This window comes from Gemella sp. 27098_8_149 (assembly GCF_041433745.1).
GTDB lineage: Bacteria > Bacillota > Bacilli > Staphylococcales > Gemellaceae > Gemella.
This window is the reverse complement of the sequence record NZ_JAPWCB010000007.1, coordinates 39,961-60,044: the sequence shown is the minus strand read 5'-3', so window position 1 is coordinate 60,044 and position 20,084 is coordinate 39,961. Positions and strand designations below refer to the sequence as shown.

15 protein-coding genes and 1 CRISPR repeat array are annotated in these 20,084 nt (G+C 30.6%); of the genes, 5 read left to right on the top strand and 10 right to left on the bottom strand.

The window, feature by feature from the left end; genetic code table 11:
- Positions 1-7: 7 nt before the first annotated feature.
- A complete protein-coding gene (locus O3801_RS04740) occupies positions 8-1,165 on the top strand; it encodes an MFS transporter (RefSeq protein ID WP_371454226.1) in 1,158 nt (385 codons plus the stop codon).
- Positions 1,166-1,304: 139 nt separating this feature from the next.
- On the opposite strand, the gene O3801_RS04735 is transcribed toward O3801_RS04740, so the two are convergent.
- The 6 genes from O3801_RS04735 to O3801_RS04710 all read right to left on the bottom strand — a co-directional run bounded on the left by O3801_RS04735 (position 1,305) and on the right by O3801_RS04710 (position 6,957).
- Positions 1,305-1,658, bottom strand: a complete 354-nt coding sequence (locus O3801_RS04735; RefSeq protein ID WP_371454225.1) for a hypothetical protein — start codon at positions 1,656-1,658, stop codon at positions 1,305-1,307.
- A 286-nt stretch (positions 1,659-1,944) separates the two neighbouring features.
- Positions 1,945-2,979, bottom strand: a complete 1,035-nt coding sequence (locus O3801_RS04730) for a M42 family metallopeptidase (protein ID WP_371454224.1) — start codon at positions 2,977-2,979, stop codon at positions 1,945-1,947.
- Between the two features lie 81 nt (positions 2,980-3,060).
- On the bottom strand, positions 3,061-3,927 hold the full coding sequence (fba, locus tag O3801_RS04725; RefSeq protein ID WP_060914755.1) for a class II fructose-1,6-bisphosphate aldolase: 867 nt from the start codon (positions 3,925-3,927) through the stop codon (positions 3,061-3,063).
- 368 nt (positions 3,928-4,295) lie between these two features.
- Positions 4,296-5,195 (bottom strand): RluA family pseudouridine synthase, encoded by a 900-nt coding sequence (locus O3801_RS04720; protein WP_371454223.1) that lies wholly within the window; start codon positions 5,193-5,195, stop codon positions 4,296-4,298.
- Between the two features lie 478 nt (positions 5,196-5,673).
- On the bottom strand, positions 5,674-5,952 hold the full coding sequence (locus O3801_RS04715; RefSeq protein WP_371454222.1) for a hypothetical protein: 279 nt from the start codon (positions 5,950-5,952) through the stop codon (positions 5,674-5,676).
- A gap of 48 nt (positions 5,953-6,000) precedes the next feature.
- A complete protein-coding gene (locus tag O3801_RS04710) occupies positions 6,001-6,957 on the bottom strand; it encodes an Rpn family recombination-promoting nuclease/putative transposase (protein ID WP_371454221.1) in 957 nt (318 codons plus the stop codon).
- A gap of 281 nt (positions 6,958-7,238) precedes the next feature.
- Between O3801_RS04710 and uvrB the strand changes: the two genes are divergently transcribed.
- The 3 genes from uvrB (at position 7,239) to O3801_RS04695 (ending at position 11,938) form a co-directional block, all read left to right on the top strand.
- The gene (uvrB, locus tag O3801_RS04705) at positions 7,239-9,236 is read left to right on the top strand and encodes an excinuclease ABC subunit UvrB (RefSeq protein ID WP_371454220.1); all 1,998 of its coding nucleotides are present in this window, start codon (positions 7,239-7,241) and stop codon (positions 9,234-9,236) included.
- Between the two features lie 264 nt (positions 9,237-9,500).
- Positions 9,501-10,568, top strand: coding sequence for a D-alanine--D-alanine ligase (locus O3801_RS04700; protein ID WP_371454219.1), 1,068 nt, complete (start codon positions 9,501-9,503; stop codon positions 10,566-10,568).
- 8 nt (positions 10,569-10,576) lie between these two features.
- On the top strand, positions 10,577-11,938 hold the full coding sequence (locus tag O3801_RS04695) for a UDP-N-acetylmuramoyl-tripeptide--D-alanyl-D-alanine ligase (RefSeq protein ID WP_371454218.1): 1,362 nt from the start codon (positions 10,577-10,579) through the stop codon (positions 11,936-11,938).
- A gap of 206 nt (positions 11,939-12,144) precedes the next feature.
- A CRISPR array of direct repeats spans positions 12,145-13,105; the repeat unit is 36 nt; unit sequence GTTTTGTAGAATTCAAAATTTACATATCTCTCAAAC.
- A 161-nt stretch (positions 13,106-13,266) separates the two neighbouring features.
- Here the strand turns inward: O3801_RS04695 and csn2 are convergent.
- Genes csn2 through cas9 form a run of 4 tightly spaced genes read right to left on the bottom strand, consistent with a single transcriptional unit; the run spans position 13,267 to position 19,276 of the window.
- Complete coding sequence (gene csn2 / locus O3801_RS04690) at positions 13,267-13,941, bottom strand: type II-A CRISPR-associated protein Csn2 (protein ID WP_371454217.1); 675 nt, start codon at positions 13,939-13,941, stop codon at positions 13,267-13,269.
- On the bottom strand, positions 13,938-14,243 hold the full coding sequence (gene cas2 / locus O3801_RS04685) for a CRISPR-associated endonuclease Cas2 (RefSeq protein ID WP_371454216.1): 306 nt from the start codon (positions 14,241-14,243) through the stop codon (positions 13,938-13,940). Before cas2 ends, csn2 begins: the two co-directional genes overlap by 4 nt.
- A gap of 4 nt (positions 14,244-14,247) precedes the next feature.
- Positions 14,248-15,123 carry a type II CRISPR-associated endonuclease Cas1 gene (gene cas1, locus O3801_RS04680; protein ID WP_371454215.1) on the bottom strand — a complete coding sequence of 292 codons (876 nt, stop codon included), beginning with the start codon at positions 15,121-15,123 and terminating at the stop codon, positions 14,248-14,250.
- Entirely contained in the window at positions 15,098-19,276 is a 4,179-nt protein-coding gene (cas9, locus tag O3801_RS04675) for a type II CRISPR RNA-guided endonuclease Cas9 (RefSeq protein ID WP_371454214.1), read from the bottom strand. Before cas9 ends, cas1 begins: the two co-directional genes overlap by 26 nt.
- 215 nt (positions 19,277-19,491) lie before the next feature.
- Between cas9 and O3801_RS04670 the strand changes: the two genes are divergently transcribed.
- Positions 19,492-20,037, top strand: coding sequence for a thermonuclease family protein (locus tag O3801_RS04670; RefSeq protein ID WP_371454213.1), 546 nt, complete (start codon positions 19,492-19,494; stop codon positions 20,035-20,037).
- The last annotated feature ends 47 nt before the right edge of the window (positions 20,038-20,084 follow it).

Sequence of the window (20,084 nt, the reverse complement as noted above, 5' to 3'; positions counted from 1 at the left end):
GGTAAATATGTCATCAAAAACATGGTTATCCACTAACTACTTTCTACAATTTTTAGTAACTGGGACATTCTTACCATTCTGGATGGTTTATCTAACATCAGTAAAAAACTTGAGCGTCTTAGAAGCCAGTTCGATATTTTCAATGCTTTATATCGCAAGGGTTATTAGTGGAATATTTTTAAGTCCATATTTAATAAAAAAATATAATATTGATATTACTTTAAAACTATCTGTAGGAATTGGATTAATTCTTGCGGTGAGTTACGGATTTACTAATGAAAAAATTGTACTTGGATTAATTACATTTTTATTCGGTATGATTTACTTCATGGTAAGTCCCCTAGTCGAAGGACTAGCGTCATTATTTTTACGTGAAGAAAATATAGATTACGGCAAAGCTAGAACATATGGTTCATTAGGATTTACGGTAATCGGTATAATTATCGGTGGAATCTTAGGGTATGTTGGTAATGGAGCTTTATATTACATACTAATATTTTTAGTTGCTTTATATTTAGTATTCATGTTCTTACCACAACCTAAGCTAGTAAAAAATCTAAGCTTAGAAGAGCCAAATACTAAAAAGGAAAAGGAGAGCTTATATAGTTGGGTCTTAAAAGATAGAAATGCAATATTACTTATTATTACTGTATTCCTATATCAACTTTCACATACTGCATATAATAACTACAATGCATTATATTTAGAAAGTATGAACATATCAGCTAAATGGCTTTCTGGAGTTATTCTTAACGTATCAGTTATTGCGGAAATAATATTCTTTATCTTCTCTAAAAGATTAGTTAAAAGAATTAAGCCAAAAAATCTAATGATCTTCGCTGGTGTTTGTGCAATTATTCGTTGGGGAGCATTAGCTATGTTCCACAACATCTATGTTTTCACAATTATGCAGACATTCCATGCAATCACATTCGCAGTTGCTCATATCGCCTTTATTCTTATTCTGAATAAAGATTACAACAATAAAGAAATCATCGATATGCAAAATCTATATACAGCCATCTGTTTCCAACTAAGTATGGCAGTAGGACTGTATATTATGGGTGCTCTTTGGGATATTAGTACTTCATACGTATTCTACGCATCAGCAATTATCGCAGCTGTTGGAACAGTAGTCGCTACAAGAATAAAAACAACAAGATAATAAAGAAAAGACCTCAAGACTCAGATGTGACTCTGAAATCTTGAGGTCTTTATGTGTATAATAAATACATAAATAGATGTATATAATAAAAAAGGAGTCTGATTAAACAAACATCCTTTTTTAAATACTGGTATCAGTATTATTTAGCTGCAGAAGTTTTTGGTAAAACTTTTCCAGCTGCTTTGTGAGCTCCTGCTTGAGCTTTTTTAGCTGCTGTAGCTGGTTTACCTTTTCCAACGTAGTGGAACTCACCAGGTGCAACTTCTTTACCAACGATTCCGTTAGCATTGTCTGTAGCTTTTTTAGCATCTTGTCCTAATTTAGCGTCAGCTGATGGTTTAAGTTGATCTAATGAAGTAACCTCTTGATTAGTGTTTGCAGTAGTTGCAACATCTTTAACGTGAGGTACGTTAACTAATTCATCTGCAGCTAATGCAGTTGGTGCTGCTACTAGAGATGCAGCGAATACTGATAATAATACTTTTTTGTTCATAGTATTAAGTCTCCTTTTAAATAATAATTTTTTGATTTTTATACGACAGATTATCGTATATAGTTATTATATTGATTTTTATATTAAAAGTCAAGTTTTTTTCTTAAGTTTTTTATTATTTTTCGTTAAAACATATGATAAAAGTGCTTTTATATAGCTATTTTGCACTTTTTCTATAAGATTTATCTTCAAACTAAACCTTTAGTTATAACTTACGTAAATAACTTTAAATCACAGATAACTTAGCTAATTATTACATTAAATCATACGTGATTATTCATACTTATTAAATCAATTCACTACGTAGATACACATCTACCATCTTGTGAGTTTGCTCTACTGAATCAATATGCGTTCTTTCATAAGAGTGACTTGATTCTATTCCCGCACCTAGTAATGCATGTTTTACTTCTGCACCTGCTCTCATCGCTGCCGATGCATCACTACCATAATACGGATAAATATCTAATTTATATTGAATATCATTATCTTTTGCCAATTGTACTAGATGATTGCGGAATTCATAGTTGTATGGTCCACTCGCATCTTTCACACAGATTGAAACTGTATATTCATCAGTCTGTTGGTCATCTCCCATCGCTCCCATATCAACCGCAAGATATTCTACTGCTTCTTTCGGAAGATTTGAGTTAGCACCATGCCCTACTTCTTCAAATACACTAAACATAAAGTGTGTTGTCTGAGGTAACTCAATATTTTCTTCCTTATATTTTCTTAGTAAGTCTAATAAAATTGCAGCACTGACTTTATCATCCAAGAAACGACTTTTTATAAATCCTGTTTCTGTAACTATTGTATGAGGATCAAAAGAGATGAAATCTCCAACATCAATACCTAGGTCACGTGTTTCTTTCTCATTTCTTACCTTGGCATCTAATCTTACTTCCATATTATCTTCTGTACGTTCTGCAGTGCCTGCATCTTTATATACATGTGTACTAGTTTGATGAATTAAGATAGTTCCACTAACAGTTTTTCCTGTACTTGCTACATGAACAAGACAGTTCTCACCTTCTATCATATTCCATGGATAACCACCGATTTTAGCCATTTTCAAGCGACCATCTGATTTTACCGCACGTACCATCGCTCCTAATGTATCTACGTGAGCTGTTACGACACGGTGTTTGTTATCGTCCTTACCTTTAACTATTACATTTACCCCACCTTTGTTAGTTCGAATAGGGCTATATCCTAATCTTTCTAGTTCTTCCACTAGGTAGTCAGCGACTTCTCTTGTGAAACCTGTTGGTGAAGGAATACTAGTAAGTTTTTTTAAATAATCTATTGTTTGTTGCATAGAAATGCTCCTTTACCTATAAATATATAAAAACAAAAGACCCATGCAAAGCATGAGCCTTTTTATAAAATTGCGTAGTTATTATGCTTTGTTTCTTGAACCGAAGATATCGATTTTTTCGTGAACCATAGCTTTAATAGCTTCAAATCCAGGGTTTAATAATTTACGAGGGTCGAAACCTTTAGGTTTTTGATCTCCACCTTCTTCAATGTATTTACGTGTAGCATCAGCAAACGCTAATTGACATTCAGTGTTAACGTTAACTTTAGATACTCCTAGAGAGATAGCTTTTTGGATTTGGTCAGTTGGGATACCTGAACCACCGTGTAATACTAATGGAATTCCACCTGTGATGTTAGAAATTTTTTCTAATGTTTCAAAGCTTAATCCAGCCCAGTTTTCTGGGTATTTACCGTGGATGTTACCAATACCTGCAGCTAAGAAGTCAATTCCTAAGTCAGCCATTGTTTTACATTCGTTTGGATCAGCTAATTCACCAGAACCGATAACTCCATCTTCTTCTCCACCGATTGAACCAACTTCACACTCGATTGATAATCCTTTAGAGTGAGCTAAAGCGATCATTTCTTTAGATTTAGCAATGTTTTCTTCGAATGGGTAGTGAGATCCGTCGAACATTACTGAACTAAATCCAGCTTCGATAGCTTTTTGAGTTCCTTCGTATGAACCGTGGTCTAAGTGTAATGCAACAGGAACTGTGATTTTCATTTCTTCAACCATAGCTTCTACCATAGCTGCAACAGTTCTGAAACCAGTCATGTATTTAACTGCTCCTTCACTTACACCTAAGATAACTGGACTTTTTGCTTCTTCACAAGCTTCTAAAATAGCTTTTGTCCACTCTAAGTTATTGATGTTGAAATGCCCTACTGCATATCCTTCTTTTCTTGCTTTTACTAGCATGTCTTTTGCTGGTACTAATACCATGTTATTTGTCCTCCTTAAATAACTACTAATATATATATTATAATACTACACTTTTTAGAAAAAATAAACTATTTTATTTAATAATTTTCAATTATGTATGTTATTAACAAAATTCTTGTATATTAACTTATCTATTCTTTGCCATTACAAGGTTACAGTGATAACGTATACAAGATTAATTTAATAGTTATCTTAATTTTTTATTCTACAATTATGTTACTGTTTTTTCTAAAATTTTTATTTTTTTAATTTTAGAAAAAAATATTCTTGAATTATGAATCTATACTAATACAGAATTAACGTTGTGAAAAATCACCTCAAAGTCGGCAACAATTACCAACATTTGAAGTGATATGTTATAAAATATTCTATTTATCTAATTTAGACATTGTTTCAACCATATACTCTGGAATTTCTGTTTCAAAATACAGGTGTTCACCTGTAATTGGGTGATTAAATTCGATACTTTTCGAATGAAGTGACTGCCCATTTGTATTTAATGTTTTTCTTGGCCCATATACTGGATCCCCTACTAATGGGTGGTTAATATATTTCATGTGTACCCTGATTTGGTGAGTACGTCCAGTTTCTAATTCACATTCAATAAGAGTATATTTCTCAAATCTATCTATAACCTTAAAGTGTGTAATAGATGGTTTCCCTTCATCGATAATAGCCATTTCTTTACGTTCTTTCGGATTACGAGCGATTGGCGCATCAATAGTCCCGTAATCGTGTTTAATACTTCCGTGTACTAGAGCGTAATATTTTCTCTTAACGTCTTTATTCGCGATCATTTCTGATAATTTAACATGTGCTTTATCATTTTTCGCAACGATTAATAATCCTGACGTATCTTTATCTATTCTGTGAACAATACCAGGTCTGATAGTACCATTAATACTTGAAAGTTCACTGTGGAATAATAAGGCATTAACTAATGTTCCATCTTTATGTCCTACAGATGGGTGAACAACCATACCTTTAGCTTTATTTACAATGATTAAATCATTATCTTCATAGACAATATCCACTGGGATATCTTGTTTTACAACGTCTAACTCTTCAGGTTCTTTGTAATCGATAGTAATAACATTTCCTTCTTTTAACTTATAGTTAGTTTTAATATTATTCCCATCTACTTTAATATAACCTTCAGAAATCAAGTTCTGGATATTTGTTCTAGAAACATCTGTTAATTCTTGTTGTAAAAATTTATCAATTCTCTCACTTTTCGGTGAAGTATATATAATTTTTTGTGTATCCATTACTTCCTCCTTTTTTCATACTATACTATCTTAACATATACACTGAAAAAAACAAAATAAAATATAGTAGAAATGTTTAAATTTATGGTATTAATTGGGAGTGATTCAAAAATCGTGATTTCGTAGAAATTGATTTTTTAGAGTCAACCTCGCACTGGTTATTAGATATCAAAAAAAGCTTTTATAGAACGAATTTAGATATCAATAAACCACTTGCGTTGTACGTTAGAATTTTTAGTGCCAAAGACACGTTAAAATTCTTACGTATAACGTATGCAAGGACACACCAAGAAGTGAGTCATAAGACGAAACTGATTGGATTGTGTCTACTGCTGAGGCTATGAGTTTTCATGTAAACTATTTTCAAAATCTAGTACTCTTGGGGCAGCCCCCAAAATAAACAAATCATAATTATTAAAAAGCGACTTTAGAAAATCGGTTAATTTAAAACCAATTTCTAGCCGCTTCTTCACATCTTTTATAAATATCTTTCTAACTCATTTTCTGTCATTCCTAGATCTTGACAGGCATCTTTTTTTGAGATTACTCCTAATTTTACATACTTAATAAATCTATCTATCGAATTCTCTCGCTCTTCAGTTCGCCCTTGTTCTATTCCTTTTTCTATGCCTTCAGTTCGCCCTTGTTCTATTCCTTTTTCTATGCCTTCACTTCGTCCTAACTCTAAACCTTCCACAAACTTATATTGCAACGAATCTATATATGCATCATATTTCCTTGTTTTTTCATCATACATCTTCTCAAAATCACCTCATTATCAACGAAGATTTTTTTACAGGCTTATCTATGCTTGTAAATATTTATCAAGCTCTTTTTCCGTCATCCCTAAATCTTGACATGCGTCTTTTTTTGAGATTACTCCTAGTTTTACATACTTAATAAATCTCGCTATCGAATTCTCTCGCTCTTCAGTTCGCCCTTGTTCTATTCCTTCACTTCGTCCTTTTTCTATTCCTTGCTCTATTCCTTCACTTCGTCCTAACTCTAGACCTTCCACAAACTTATATTGCAACGAATCTATATATGCATCATATTTCCTTGTTTTTTCATCATACATAGCTTTTTCCTCCTCACTCCAATTTTTATACTCCATCAAACTATCAGCACTTTCAATTATTTCATCTTGACTTTGAGTAAACGGCTGATTAGAAAATAATTCTAGCCATCGTTTTTTATTATAGTTTTCTCTTATGTCTGGATTGTATTTATTTAGTTCTAAAAATGCCATAGTAATTAAATTTCTTTTTTCTTGTATTCCTTTTACATCAACTTTTAGCTGTTTATTAGTATCATCATCTCTTAGACTGAAACTTCTTATTGCTCTATCATCGTCAAAATAATTTTTTTCTAAAATCGAAACTGAATAAACTGGTATTAACTCTGAATATATAGGACTAGTTCTACCTAGTTGTAATCTTATTGTATCCATATTTTTTGACACTTGATTACATATATACACCCATAATCTTTTTAAAAATTCTAACTGCTTGGCCACTTGTATTTCTATAATAACTTGAGTACCATCGTCCAATTCAGCTAAAACGTCTAAAGATGTATTATACAGTAATATCTCATCCTCGAAGCTTGAATGAATTTGCGTCCCGTCTAAAATTTTTGAACATTTAACCGAAAGCCCTAGTATATCGCTAATAAAAGCTGATGTTATCTCTGTATTTGAGAATATTTTTTTAGCTACTAAGTCTTCTGTTGGTTTTACATGTTCATGTCTAACTTTTTTCATAATTTCACACCTCCCAAATGTGATTAATTAGAATCTCCTATACCAATATTATACCATAGTAATATTAGCTATTCCATTGATATATAGTGTTTTATGGTTAATTTCTTTGAAGCTACAGCTACAGATCTACCCAATTAAAAGATTTTATACTAATCACTTTTTCTTTCACAATTACCCTTTCTATATTATAATATTTAATGAAAGAATTAATTAACCTTTTGTGTGAGTTTTATTATTTATACTATTAACTCACAAAACAACCTATATAAGGAGTGGATTTTTTGGAAATTAATAGATTACATGTTGATTTTGATCTTCAGAGTAAGTACGATCCTAAAGGTGATCAGATTAATGCGATTGCCGAACTTACTGAAGGTTTAAATAATGGAGAGAAATATCAAACTTTACTTGGTGCAACTGGTACTGGTAAGACATTTACAATAGCTAATATAGTAAAAAATGTAGGAAAACCTACCCTAGTTCTGGCTCATAATAAAACATTAGCTGGTCAATTATACAATGAGCTTAAAGAATTTTTCCCGAATAACCGTGTTGAGTACTTCGTTTCATACTATGATTACTTTCAACCTGAGGCATACGTTCCATCTACAGATACATATATAGAAAAAGATTCATCAGTAAATGATGAGATAGATAAACTACGACACAGTGCTACATCGTCATTATTCGATCGTGATGATGTTATTATCGTATCGAGTGTCAGCTGTATATACGGTCTTGGTTCGCCAGAAGAATATTCATCACTAGTACTTTCATTACGTGTTGGTGATGAAATCAATCGTAATAAAATAATGGAAAAATTAATTAGCATTCAATATATGCGAAATGATATTGAGTTTACTCGTGGTAATTTTAGAGTTCGAGGAGATGTAATTGAAATCTTCCCTGCATCTCGTAGTGAAAACTCTGTTCGTATAGAGATGTTCGGTGATGAAATCGATCGTATTCGTGAGATTAATCCATTAACTGGTGAAGTACTAAGTGAACTTGAACATATCGCGATATATCCTGCCAGTCACTTCGTTGCTGGTGATGAAAAAACTAAAGAAGCGATTAAGAGAATACGCGCTGAGCTAGAAGAAAGACTTAAGGTTCTAAATATGGAAAACAAACTTTTAGAAGCACAACGTCTTGAACAACGTACTAACTACGACCTTGAAATGATGGAAGAAATGGGATTCTGTTCAGGTATCGAGAACTATTCTCTTCATCTTACACTTCGTGAACCCGGTAGTACGCCATATACACTACTAGATTACTTCCCAGATGATTGGTTACTAGTAGTCGATGAATCACACGTAACTCTTCCTCAGGTTCGTGGTATGTTTAACGGAGATAGAGCCCGTAAACAAGTGCTTGTTGATTATGGATTCAGATTACCGACAGCGTTAGATAACCGTCCTTTAAACTTCGAAGAATTTGAGAAAAAACTTAATCAAGCTATTTTCGTATCAGCAACACCTGGGGATTTCGAGTTAGAAAACAGTACAAAGATTACTGAACAAATCATTCGTCCTACAGGTCTACTAGATCCAATTATCGACATTCGACCTGTTAGTGACCAAGTATTCGATATTACCAAAGAAGCCGAGAAGATTATAGCTAAAGGAGAACGTGTACTAATCACTACCCTAACGAAGAAAATGGCAGAATCTCTAACAGCTTATCTAAAAGAAAATGGTCTAAAAGTAGAATACCTACACTCTGATATTAAAACATTAGAACGTACCGAAATAATTAGAAATCTTCGACTTGGTAAATTCGATATACTAATAGGTATCAACTTACTTCGTGAAGGTTTAGATATTCCTGAAGTATCACTTGTCGCTATTTTAGATGCTGATAAAGAAGGATTTTTACGTGGAGATAAAGCTCTTCTTCAAACTATTGGACGTGCCGCACGTAATGCGAATGGTCGTGTAATAATGTATGCAGATAATATTACTCGAAGTATGAGAAAAGCGATTGATGAAACAAACCGTCGTCGTGAAATTCAAATGGCATATAACGAAGAGCATGGTATTACCCCACAAACAATTATTAAAGATATCCGTGATTCTATCAGTGCTAAGAAAGAAGTGGTTGATGAAGATATTGTTGAAATTGAAGAAACTGCAAATATCAACGATGATAATATCGAGGAACACTTAGCAGAATTAGAACAACAAATGTTCGCCGCTGCAGAAAAATTCGAGTTCGAGCAAGCTGCAAAACTTCGTGATACTATCGCAGAATTAAAAGAGAAATATAAACTATAGAATATGATCTGATAGAAGCAACTATGTTATTTTGACTTGTAACAACTAGTTGCTTCTATAATTTTTTCAGATTTAATTTTTTATAAAATTTCTTCTATTAAACCTTACAAATTTATTCTACTTTTAAGTTTTTATGATATAATAAAGTATGTTAGTTTTGCATCGTAATTAACAAATTTCGATCATAACTAAATTAAAATATGTGTATATTGAAATTTATACATTATAATTAAAAACAATTTTTATTTCTTAGGAGATTTAAACATGACAAAACAAAATATTGGAATTGTATACGGTGGTAAAAGCGCTGAACACTCAGTATCACTTTTAACAGCGAAATCAATTATTAACGCAATAGACAAAGAAAAATACAACGTATTCCCTATCTTTATTTCATTAGAAGGTAACTGGGCACGTGGTGAAAAAATTACATCAGAAGTAACTGATCAACATGATTTAATTTTTTCTAACTTTGACAACGATATCAGTGGATTATTATTTGAAGATGGACGTAAATTCGATATCGTCTTCCCTGTTCTTCATGGGCCAAACGGTGAAGATGGAACAATCCAAGGATTACTAGAAATTATGGATATCGCTTATGTTGGTAACAACGTACTTTCAAGTGCAGCTGGTATGGATAAAGTAGTTATGAAGCAATTATTCGCTGCTTACAACCTTCCACAACTTCCATACGTTCACTTTATCGAATATACTTGGAAAAACAAAAAAGAAGCACTTATCGCTGAAATTAATGAAAATCTTAAATACCCTGTATTCGTTAAACCTGCGAACTTAGGTTCTTCAGTTGGTATTAGCCGTTGTAACGATGAAGCTGAATTAGTAAAAGGTATCCAAGAAGCTCTTAAATTCGACAAAAAAATCGTTGTTGAGCAAGGTGCTGTAGGTGCTAAAGAAATCGAAGTTGCCGTTCTTGGTTACAACGAAGTTAAGACTACAGATCCAGGTGAAATCGTAAATATTTCTTCAACAGAATTCTACGATTATGAAACTAAATACACAGATGGACAATCTCGTATGGATATTCCAGCTCCAATCGATACTACTCTATATCCTAAATTCAGAGAAATGGCAGCAACTGCATTCCGTGCAATCAGCGGATCAGGATTAGTACGTGCTGACTTCTTCTATACTAAAGAAGGAGAAATCTTCATTAACGAAGTAAACACAATGCCTGGATTCACTCCATTCTCAATGTTCCCTTCTCTATGGGCAAATATGAACGTGAGTTATTCAGAAATTATCGAAGAACTATTCGCACTAGCTGTAGTACGTTACGAAGATCGTAAAAACTTATTAACTGAAGAATAGGATTAACCATGAAATATTTAGTTACAGATTTAGAAAAAATATTAAATGCAAAAAAAGCAAATATTACTAGCAATGTAGAAATTACTGGTATCGCTATTGATAGTAGAAAAGTTAAACAAGGTGACTTATTTATTCCCTTCTTAGGTGAAAATGTCGATGGTCACAACTATTTAGAAAGTGCCTTTGAAAAAGGTGCTGCAGCAAGTTTATCATTAAAAGATGACTTTGTTTCTGATAATAATATTATCTACGTTGATGATAGTTACGAAGCAATTCAAACTCTAGCGAAACACTATTTAGAAAGTTTAAATGCCAAAACTATCGCAATCACAGGTAGTAACGGTAAGACTACTACTAAAGATATTATTACAAGTGTATTATCAACAAAATATAAAGTTCACAAAACACAAGGGAACTTTAACAACGAACTTGGTGTGCCAATTACAATTCTTGCTGCGCCTGAAGATAGTGAAATACTAGTTCTTGAGATGGGAGCTGATGGTTTTGGACAACTTGACTTTTTATCTAAGTTAGTTGAACCTGATTATACAGTAATTACTAATATCGGTGAAAGTCACATTGAATTCTTCAAATCACGCGAAGGAATTGCTAAGGCTAAATTTGAAATTACTAATGGTATGAAGAAAGACGGATACTTCGTCTATAATGGAGATGAAGTTCTTCTAAAAACATTAGTAGATTCTTCAAAAATCAATGCAACATCATGTGGTGAGAACAGCTATAACGATATTATATTAGAAAACTACACAATTACACGTGATAAAATTGATTTCAAACTTAATATAAGTGATGAACAATACTTCACAAAATTAAAAGGAAAACATAATCTATATAACATTATGTTTGCTACAGCAATCGCAAGTAAAATCGGATTAACTAACGAAGAAATCCGCAAAGCTATTGAAAATACTGTGGAAATAACAGGCATGCGTCTACAAAGTATTCCTTACAAAGAGGATTCACTAATAATCAACGATGCATATAACGCCAGCCCTACTTCTATGAAAGCTGGTGTTGATGTAGTAAGTAGTTATGACGACTTCGATTATAAAACACTTGTATTAGGAAGTATGTTCGAACTAGGACCTAACGAAGTTAGCTATCACGCTGAAGTTGGGGAGTATATTTCTGAAAATACAAACGATATTGACTTAGTAATCAGCGTTGGTGAACTAGCAGAAAACATTACTAAACAAATTAAAAACGACAAAATTAAAACACTACACTTCCCTACTACAGCAGAAGTTAGTGAATATCTAAAGAATAACAAGCACAAAAACGAAGTTATCTTATTCAAAGCAAGCCGATCTATGAAGTTAGAAACGATAATTGAAGAAATAACGAAGTAAGAGAATGTTAAAAAGCATTTACGTTTATTAAGATTAACGTAAATGCTTTTTTGTACTTAGTTTTATAATCATCCGCATTTATGTAAACAAAAATAAGATTATAGATCAAATAACACTCAATGTTATCTCATCAATAATCTTATAGTATAATCACAAAATTTACATATCTCTCAAACCCACCAAGACTATTTACAGTGCTTCAGATAGTTTTGTAGAATTCAAAATTTACATATCTCTCAAACAAACTAGTACGTGAATTTAAATTTCAAAAGTTTTGTAGAATTCAAAATTTACATATCTCTCAAACATCAAACATCACTGCGTTCTTTTCCGTGTAGTTTTGTAGAATTCAAAATTTACATATCTCTCAAACTAACAACACATCAAGATTTATCTGAGTATGGTTTTGTAGAATTCAAAATTTACATATCTCTCAAACTCTAGTCATTGCTTTCACCGTCTTCAAATGGTTTTGTAGAATTCAAAATTTACATATCTCTCAAACCAGAGTTCTATTCAATATGTATTGATAGGGGTTTTGTAGAATTCAAAATTTACATATCTCTCAAACTATCGTATTAAAATGTACTCCCGATTTTTCAGTTTTGTAGAATTCAAAATTTACATATCTCTCAAACAAGAGTAAGTCCAGTTTCTCCAGCGAATAAGTTTTGTAGAATTCAAAATTTACATATCTCTCAAACCAACTAATGCGTACCTTTCAAATAATTTTGGTTTTGTAGAATTCAAAATTTACATATCTCTCAAACCATTTTGGACTGATATGGACGACCTACACCGTTTTGTAGAATTCAAAATTTACATATCTCTCAAACAATATATCCATACGTTTGAAATAACTCCGTGTTTTGTAGAATTCAAAATTTACATATCTCTCAAACTAGATGTTCGTAACGTAGTTGTCCCATCAGGGTTTTGTAGAATTCAAAATTTACATATCTCTCAAACTTACATTTGAATTTATATTTGTTTATGTATGTTTTGTAGAATTCAAAATTTACATATCTCTCAAACAACATCTGAAATATAGTGTCTGTTTTCTAAGTTTTGTAGAATTCAAAATTTACATATCTCTCAAACCAACGTTAGCGTTCCAAAAACCGCTCCAATGTTTTGTAGAATTCAAAATTTACATATCTCTCAAACCTCAAATTGAGATTTGGAGTAGAAATTTTGAATTTGGGTATAAAAAAATGGACCGACACCGATCCAGGCCCGAAGGCAATTTAGATAAAATCTTTATTTGAACTTGAATGTAAATTTTGAATCTACCTATATTATACAAGTATTTTCGCAAAAATGCAATACTATAGTTCGCAATTATCTTTATCAAATATATAAACTATTTCTTTATAATTCTCATTAGACTGATTACTAAATTGTTGATACTCTATATTTTTAATATTTATTTTGTTCAAACATACTTCTTTATAAATTTCTATTATTTCATCTTTTGTGAAAACGTTATGAAGTCCGACTACAAAAATAATTTTACAACCACATAGTTCTGTTAATACTTTTAAGAACTTTATAAATTTTTCTAAAATATCATCGTTTTCAACATGAACTTTGAAATCTCCAAGTTTTAATAAGGATGACATATCTATCTCTTCACCTTGTTCGATTTCTAAAGAACTATTAAATATTAATTTTTCAAAATATACTCTAATATTTGTTGTTAATTCATTATAACTAGAAATATCCTCTACTATTTCTTTAAGTAAAGAGTTATATATTTTTGTTAGTACTTTTTTATTATTTATGTCTATATTAAATATATCTGTAATAATGTAACTATTCTTATCAAAAGACATTTCTTTATTATCATTTGATAAAATGTAACTCCCCTCGTTACCCTTATATTGACTGATTAATTCAATTATATTTTCTCTATAATACTTTTTATTTTCAAAAACTAATGTATATATAATATTATCTTCTATTTCTATTTTTCTCTGCCAGTTTTTATTAATAATCTTCATAATTCTAATAACCTTTCATCATTATCTACATATTCAGTCTGACTCTCTCCTACTAAAAACTCTATCTTAGAGAACTGTTTCTCAGTAATCTGTAATACTTGAACTATCCCTTCATCCGGACACATTTTTCGAATACTCTTCACAATTAATTCAGCACTCCCTTGATTCATCGCTAACTTAACATAAACAGATTCTTGCATCATGATAAATCCATTTTTTATTAGTGTTTTTCTAAATTTTCTATAATTTTTTCTTTGAAGAGATGTTTCTGTAGGAAGATCGAACATTACTAAAACCCTCATAAATCTATAACTCATACTTATACATCTTTATATATTCTAAATCATTTTCTTTTAGTGCAGTAAACAAACTACGAACATATATTTTAATTGCATTGGCTACTGTTTGTTCTTTGTCATCAATTTCAACTGTGTTATTTAAAATATTAACTAATAAGTTTTTATGATTTTTAGTAAATTCATCAGCATCTAAACTAGATACTGTTTCATCTACTAATATTCTGAAAGGTTCCATAAAATCACTGGCTAGATTAAATTTATTATATGGATTTCTGTGACATAATCCTAATTGGGTAAAATATCCACACGATACAATTTCTCTATTAAATGCAGAAAGTATAATTGAATAACCATAATCTAATGCAGCATTCGTAAAACACTCTTTATTTCTACTAAAATCCATACCAAACATTGCGTTAAAGTAAACTTTAGCCGCATGCCCTTCTCTATTACTGCTGTCATTCCACTCTAGTTCCGTAAGATATTGTTCTAATAGCTTATACTCTGCTTTTCCTAATTTCTTCAGCAACAACATTTGATTATTAATTTTTTCATATACTATTCTTGTCCATATTCGTTCTTTACTCTCGATAGACCATTCTAACTGATTTTTATACTTTAGACTTGTATCATGGGTTCCATAGTACGGTATTAATTCCGAGCTAGGATTTCTTTTTTCATCACAAAAGATTACCTTAATTTTATTTTTCATGAGTTCATTTAAAAGCACGGCGGTAATAGATACCGCTGTGCTTTCAATAATGATCATGTATATTTCGCTAAGACTAACTTTTCTAGTCTCCGCTTCTTTTCTTACAGTTAGGAAATTCAAGCTATAATCCAGCTTCGCCCTATCTCTAACTATTATTGTTCTCCATGTCATTCCCTTTATCCCCTATTATTGTTATTTCTTTTTCATAGAATCCTGTAGCTGATTGTTCAATTATTGAGAATTGATTTTGATTTGTTAAATTGAAACTCGCTATTCCTCTTGCAGCAGTCATTTTTATAACTTTCAAATCAAATGTAGATTTTTTATTAGTTAATAAATTCAACACTTCTAATAATACTTTAGCTTGCTCATCTACACTAATTTTAATAAAGTTATTTCTAATCTCTTCACTATTTAATTCATTGAATTTATTTGGTTTTTTCTTAGTGAAAATTCCTGAATTCATCTTTTCAACCAGTTTATTATACAGCTCTATATTTTTTTCCTCAGTAATACTTTCCCACAATTCACCATCTTTATTTTCTTTTTTCCAATTTTGATATTTTGATAGATTTTTTATATATTTTTCACTATCATTGTCTAGGACTACTTGCGTTGCTCCATCATATACAAAACTGTCATTTGTCTTACCACCTATAAAATTAAAGAAATTATTTATTTTAACTAAATCACCAATACATAACTTTCTATATTTCAACTTAAGGTCTTTAATATTTTCAGAAGATTTTAAATTAATTTGAGTTTTACCGAATTCTAATAGTGTATTATCATCTTTAATATTTTGCGAGATATAAATTGGGATTGGAATAATTCTTGTTATTTTCTCTTCACCTTTTTTATTTACAAGTACATATTCAAAAATAGAATAATACGCTATTTTAATTTTTGTAAATCCACCATACTTAGTAACATCTTTCACTACAGAATTAGAAGTTTTTAATGGATAATATACTCCATCTTTAGCTTTTGCTGCAACTTTTGCTTTATAAACTGTAGCATCGAATAACCCACCTTTTTGTTCAGATGTTCTTCTTGTTACCAAGATACTATTATTATCCATAACTTTTTCTACTTGATAAATTGTTTTATCCATTTCCCAAGCTACTGTTTTTGAATCACTAACATTTTCATAGAATACCTTATTAAGTGAATATTTTCTTCCATCTTTTTTATATTTAATAAAATTAAATACGTTACGCGTAAACTTAGTATCATAGACATTTCCTACCACTATATTTAGATAAGCATCTTTCGCATGGTGATAATCGTTGATTTCACGTACTTTTATTAACTGATCATTGTTTTTTGAATCTCTATTACCTTTTTTAATTTTCCCAAAGTTTTGTCTAAAGCTAGATACATTTTCTGCTTTAGAGTAACAGATTGAAGTTTCCGGATTTAATTCTCCTAAGATACTAGCTACTGCTTTTACAGATTGAGATGTCTCTACTAATTGTCGTGCTATGAAACCACTTAACTCTTCATCAGAAAACTCTTCTGTTCTAACTAATCTATTATATTTTTCATCAGTAATCAATCCTTTTTCTTTTAAGAATTTCCAGAATCTTCTATTGTTAGGTGTTTGAATATCTGAACTTAAAGGGTATCTATCTTCTTTCTTAGCATTACGATCCCTTTTTACCAATACTGTATTCGTAAAACTATCGTCTTTTATCTTTGCCTGAGGGTAGATGTGATCTATATCATATTTATTATTGTCATATAATTCACTAATTATAATTGATTCTCCACTATACATACATCTTCCTAACTGAGTATAATATAGATATAGTTTTTTCGCTTTTAGCTTAGACGGTTCTTCAGCGCCTAGTCTATTGTTCAATGTATCAAACTTTAACTCTTCAATTTCTTTTTCTAGCTCTTTTACATCTTTTTTTACGGCTTTATAAGCAAGTTCTAATTGTTTTTTACGAGAATCTGTTGGTTCTTTCTTCCCTTGGTTAGATCTAGTTGTCTCTACAAAGATTTTTGCAGGTGCACTACCTATAATCTTCTTAAGTTCTTCTACTATTCTAACAGTTTGCCAAATAGAACGTTTAACAGCTGGTGATACATATAAATCATCTAAGATTTCTGGTGTAATTTCTGTTACATCTCCTTGAAGTTCTTTATTGAATTCGACTATTTGTTGTGAGTAATCGAATCTATCTGCCAATAATTCCATAAATAGAATATTATTCAGACGCATTGCTCCAATGATGTTTAAACATTCTCCTGTTTCTTCATTGTACACTTTTTTACTAACTAATTCTGTCAATAGTTTTCTTGAGAATCTTCCCCAATCCTTATAAACTAATCTAGACATTTTTGTAATTTCATCCTTAGAATAAACATCTCCATAAACAGATTCGATTTTTGCTTTTATTAGTTTTCTAGATTCTCCGTATAATGTAATCCAAAGAATTATATTTTCTACATGTTCAGAGTTAAACTTGTTCCCTAGGATTTTCTTGAAATCTCTATAAGACTTAAGATCATTTTTCACAGTAATATCTATACCTGTGATTTCACCTTTACCATCTATATAACCTTCTGCTTTAAGGAGATTTTTTATACTAGTTTTTGTTACTTTTTTCCCTTGTTGTTTAAACAGTTTCTCTATAATTGTATTTCTAGCTTCAAGACTAATTCTATTACCATCGTATTTAAGTGCATTCAACTCATTTAATAATGCAAATTCAGAGTAAAGTAATGAACTTTTTGGAAGTACATCCTCTCCTTTTAGATATGTACATTTGTTAGTTAAGTTTGTAATAAATTTCTCTGCACTTGCACTTTCATCTATAACTTTACTATAGTTCCATGGTGTTACTGGTGTATCTTCATATCCTTTATTTCTCACAGACCATGCAAAGCCACCTTCCTTAGCTTTTTTACTAGAGTTAAGAGGACCAACATAGTAAGGTATTCTGAATTCTAATAATTGAATGACTTTTTCTCTTATACTATAGCCACTTTCATCTTTTTCATCTAAAAAGTTATGATATATAACTGCATTATCTAATATTTTCACCAATTCTTCTTTATGAATTTGATAAGGTACAACTGAATTATCTTTTGTTCTTTGTAGTGGCAAGAACTGCTCTAATTCTAAATCTTTAATTATTTCAACCTTAACTGAACTTTCTTCTAATTTTGCTAATTCTTTAACTAGGAATTTCTTGAAGTCTTCGTAATTACACCCTTTACCTTCTTCACTCTTACGAATATAATTTACGTAGTTAGTACCTTTATCTTTATCTTCTTTAAATATCGAAGCATACAATTCCACTTTCTTATCATCAACTAATTTAGAATCATTTTTCACAAGATTTTTTAATTTTAATAAATCCTCTCTATGTTTTTCATAAAGTTCTACTTTTGATTCTGATAGTGTTTTTCCTTCTTTTTTAATATCTGACAAAATAATGCTGTCATAAACTAGCTTAGCTAAATCAAGAAGCTCTATATAATTTGATAGTACTTGTTCATAATCATGACGAACTTCTTCATAAATTTTCTCTTTAAATGATACAGATTTTATAGCTGCATCTAATTCTTTATACTCGTCTATTGCGAATAATTTATCCAGCGAGGTTTTCCCACCAAAAATTAATCTAAATACTTCTAATAATTGTTTTTCTTTTGGATAAAGTTTCTTAAGATCATTTACCTTGTCTGTTAAAGTTTTTTTCTCTAATGAAATATCCGCAATTTTACCAACAACTTCTTCTGTTACTTCAAATCCTACATGAAGTATATCAAGTTCTAATAATTCTTTAATCAAATTGTTTAAATTACCATCTTTAAAACTTTGACCCTGTAGTAAAAAGTGACCTCTATTCTTAAGTATATGGTGTATAGCTAAAAATACCTTTCTAATATCAGGATTTTTTTCAGTCATAAGTTTTGATCTTAAATGATATATTGTTGGATAATCTTTATAATAATCTTTATCTGTATAATCTTTATCATTAAAAATCGCATAAGGAACCTTATGAGTTTTATCTTCATAATGGTATTGACTTTCTTTTAATCTCAAGAAGAAATTTTCATCAACTTTTTTTACTTCAGTAGCGAATAACTCCTCAAGAAGATTTAAACGCCATTTTCTTCTAGCAAGTCTCCTTCTACTAGAACGATATCCGCGACGGTCTTCTGCTGTTGTAGCTTCTTCGAATAATCTAACTCCCCATAATCTTTTTTTATTTTTTCTAATTATTTTATACTCAGTATCGGTCGCTGCCCAACCTACACTCGCAGAACCAATATCTAAACCAAGATACCATGTTTTATTAACCATATGTCCTTTTCCTTCACAGAAATTTTATTACGTGTATAAAAACACTTTCATATCTTATTTTACCATAAATACTGTAAATATTGAAAGTAATGTAAAGTATTTTTTCCATCTTTTATAAATCTGAATAAATACCATTAAATTTTATTAATATTGCTATTTTATAACTTTATCCCAATCTTCAAAAGTGTTAAAATTAATATTAAGGGGGAATCATTATGAATAAAAAGGTTTTTATTATTTTCTTTAGTTTATTCACGGCAATATTTTTAGTTATCGCTTTGATAATTAATCATACTGGTGAAAGTTATAAAGAAGCAACTATCAATGAAGTTTTTATCAAGGGAGATAAGACTAAGTATAAAGTTAAATTTATAAAAAAAGTTGATGGCGATACTATTATAGTTAACTTCAACAACAAAGAATTGAAAGTAAGATATTTATTAATTGATACACCAGAAACCGTCAAACCTGGTGTTGAGGTTCAGAAATATGGACCGGAAGCTAGTGAACTAAATGGAAAATTATTATCTAATGCTAAAGATGTTGAAATCGAATTTGATGTTTATGAGAAAGAAGACAAATATCATAGAGCATTATGTTATGTTTATGCAGATGGAAAAAATATTCAAGAAGAGTTATTACTGGCAGGTCTGGCTGAAATAAAATATGTAAAACCACCTGATACAAGATACTTAGATAAGTATAAAAAAGCTCAAAACAAAGCAAAAAGTAACAAAAGAAATCTCTGGTCAAATACATAATTTATAAAAAATTTATTACTATATATGTTATAATTTTGAACATAAAA

Excerpts from the sequence above, each read along its gene's own strand:
- O3801_RS04720 (WP_371454223.1), bottom strand. The coding sequence starts at position 5,195 with ATGGATACACAAAAAATTATATATACTTCACCGAAAAGTGAGAGAATT.
- O3801_RS04700 (WP_371454219.1), top strand. The coding sequence starts at position 9,501 with ATGACAAAACAAAATATTGGAATTGTATACGGTGGTAAAAGCGCTGAA.
- O3801_RS04740 (WP_371454226.1), top strand. The coding sequence starts at position 8 with ATGTCATCAAAAACATGGTTATCCACTAACTACTTTCTACAATTTTTA.
- O3801_RS04715 (WP_371454222.1), bottom strand. The coding sequence starts at position 5,952 with ATGTATGATGAAAAAACAAGGAAATATGATGCATATATAGATTCGTTG.
- fba (WP_060914755.1), bottom strand. The coding sequence starts at position 3,927 with ATGGTATTAGTACCAGCAAAAGACATGCTAGTAAAAGCAAGAAAAGAA.
- O3801_RS04710 (WP_371454221.1), bottom strand. The coding sequence starts at position 6,957 with ATGAAAAAAGTTAGACATGAACATGTAAAACCAACAGAAGACTTAGTA.
- cas2 (WP_371454216.1), bottom strand. The coding sequence starts at position 14,243 with ATGAGGGTTTTAGTAATGTTCGATCTTCCTACAGAAACATCTCTTCAA.
- cas9 (WP_371454214.1), bottom strand. The coding sequence starts at position 19,276 with ATGGTTAATAAAACATGGTATCTTGGTTTAGATATTGGTTCTGCGAGT.
- O3801_RS04695 (WP_371454218.1), top strand. The coding sequence starts at position 10,577 with ATGAAATATTTAGTTACAGATTTAGAAAAAATATTAAATGCAAAAAAA.
- csn2 (WP_371454217.1), bottom strand. The coding sequence starts at position 13,941 with ATGAAGATTATTAATAAAAACTGGCAGAGAAAAATAGAAATAGAAGAT.
- cas1 (WP_371454215.1), bottom strand. The coding sequence starts at position 15,123 with ATGACATGGAGAACAATAATAGTTAGAGATAGGGCGAAGCTGGATTAT.
- O3801_RS04730 (WP_371454224.1), bottom strand. The coding sequence starts at position 2,979 with ATGCAACAAACAATAGATTATTTAAAAAAACTTACTAGTATTCCTTCA.
- O3801_RS04735 (WP_371454225.1), bottom strand. The coding sequence starts at position 1,658 with ATGAACAAAAAAGTATTATTATCAGTATTCGCTGCATCTCTAGTAGCA.
- O3801_RS04670 (WP_371454213.1), top strand. The coding sequence starts at position 19,492 with ATGAATAAAAAGGTTTTTATTATTTTCTTTAGTTTATTCACGGCAATA.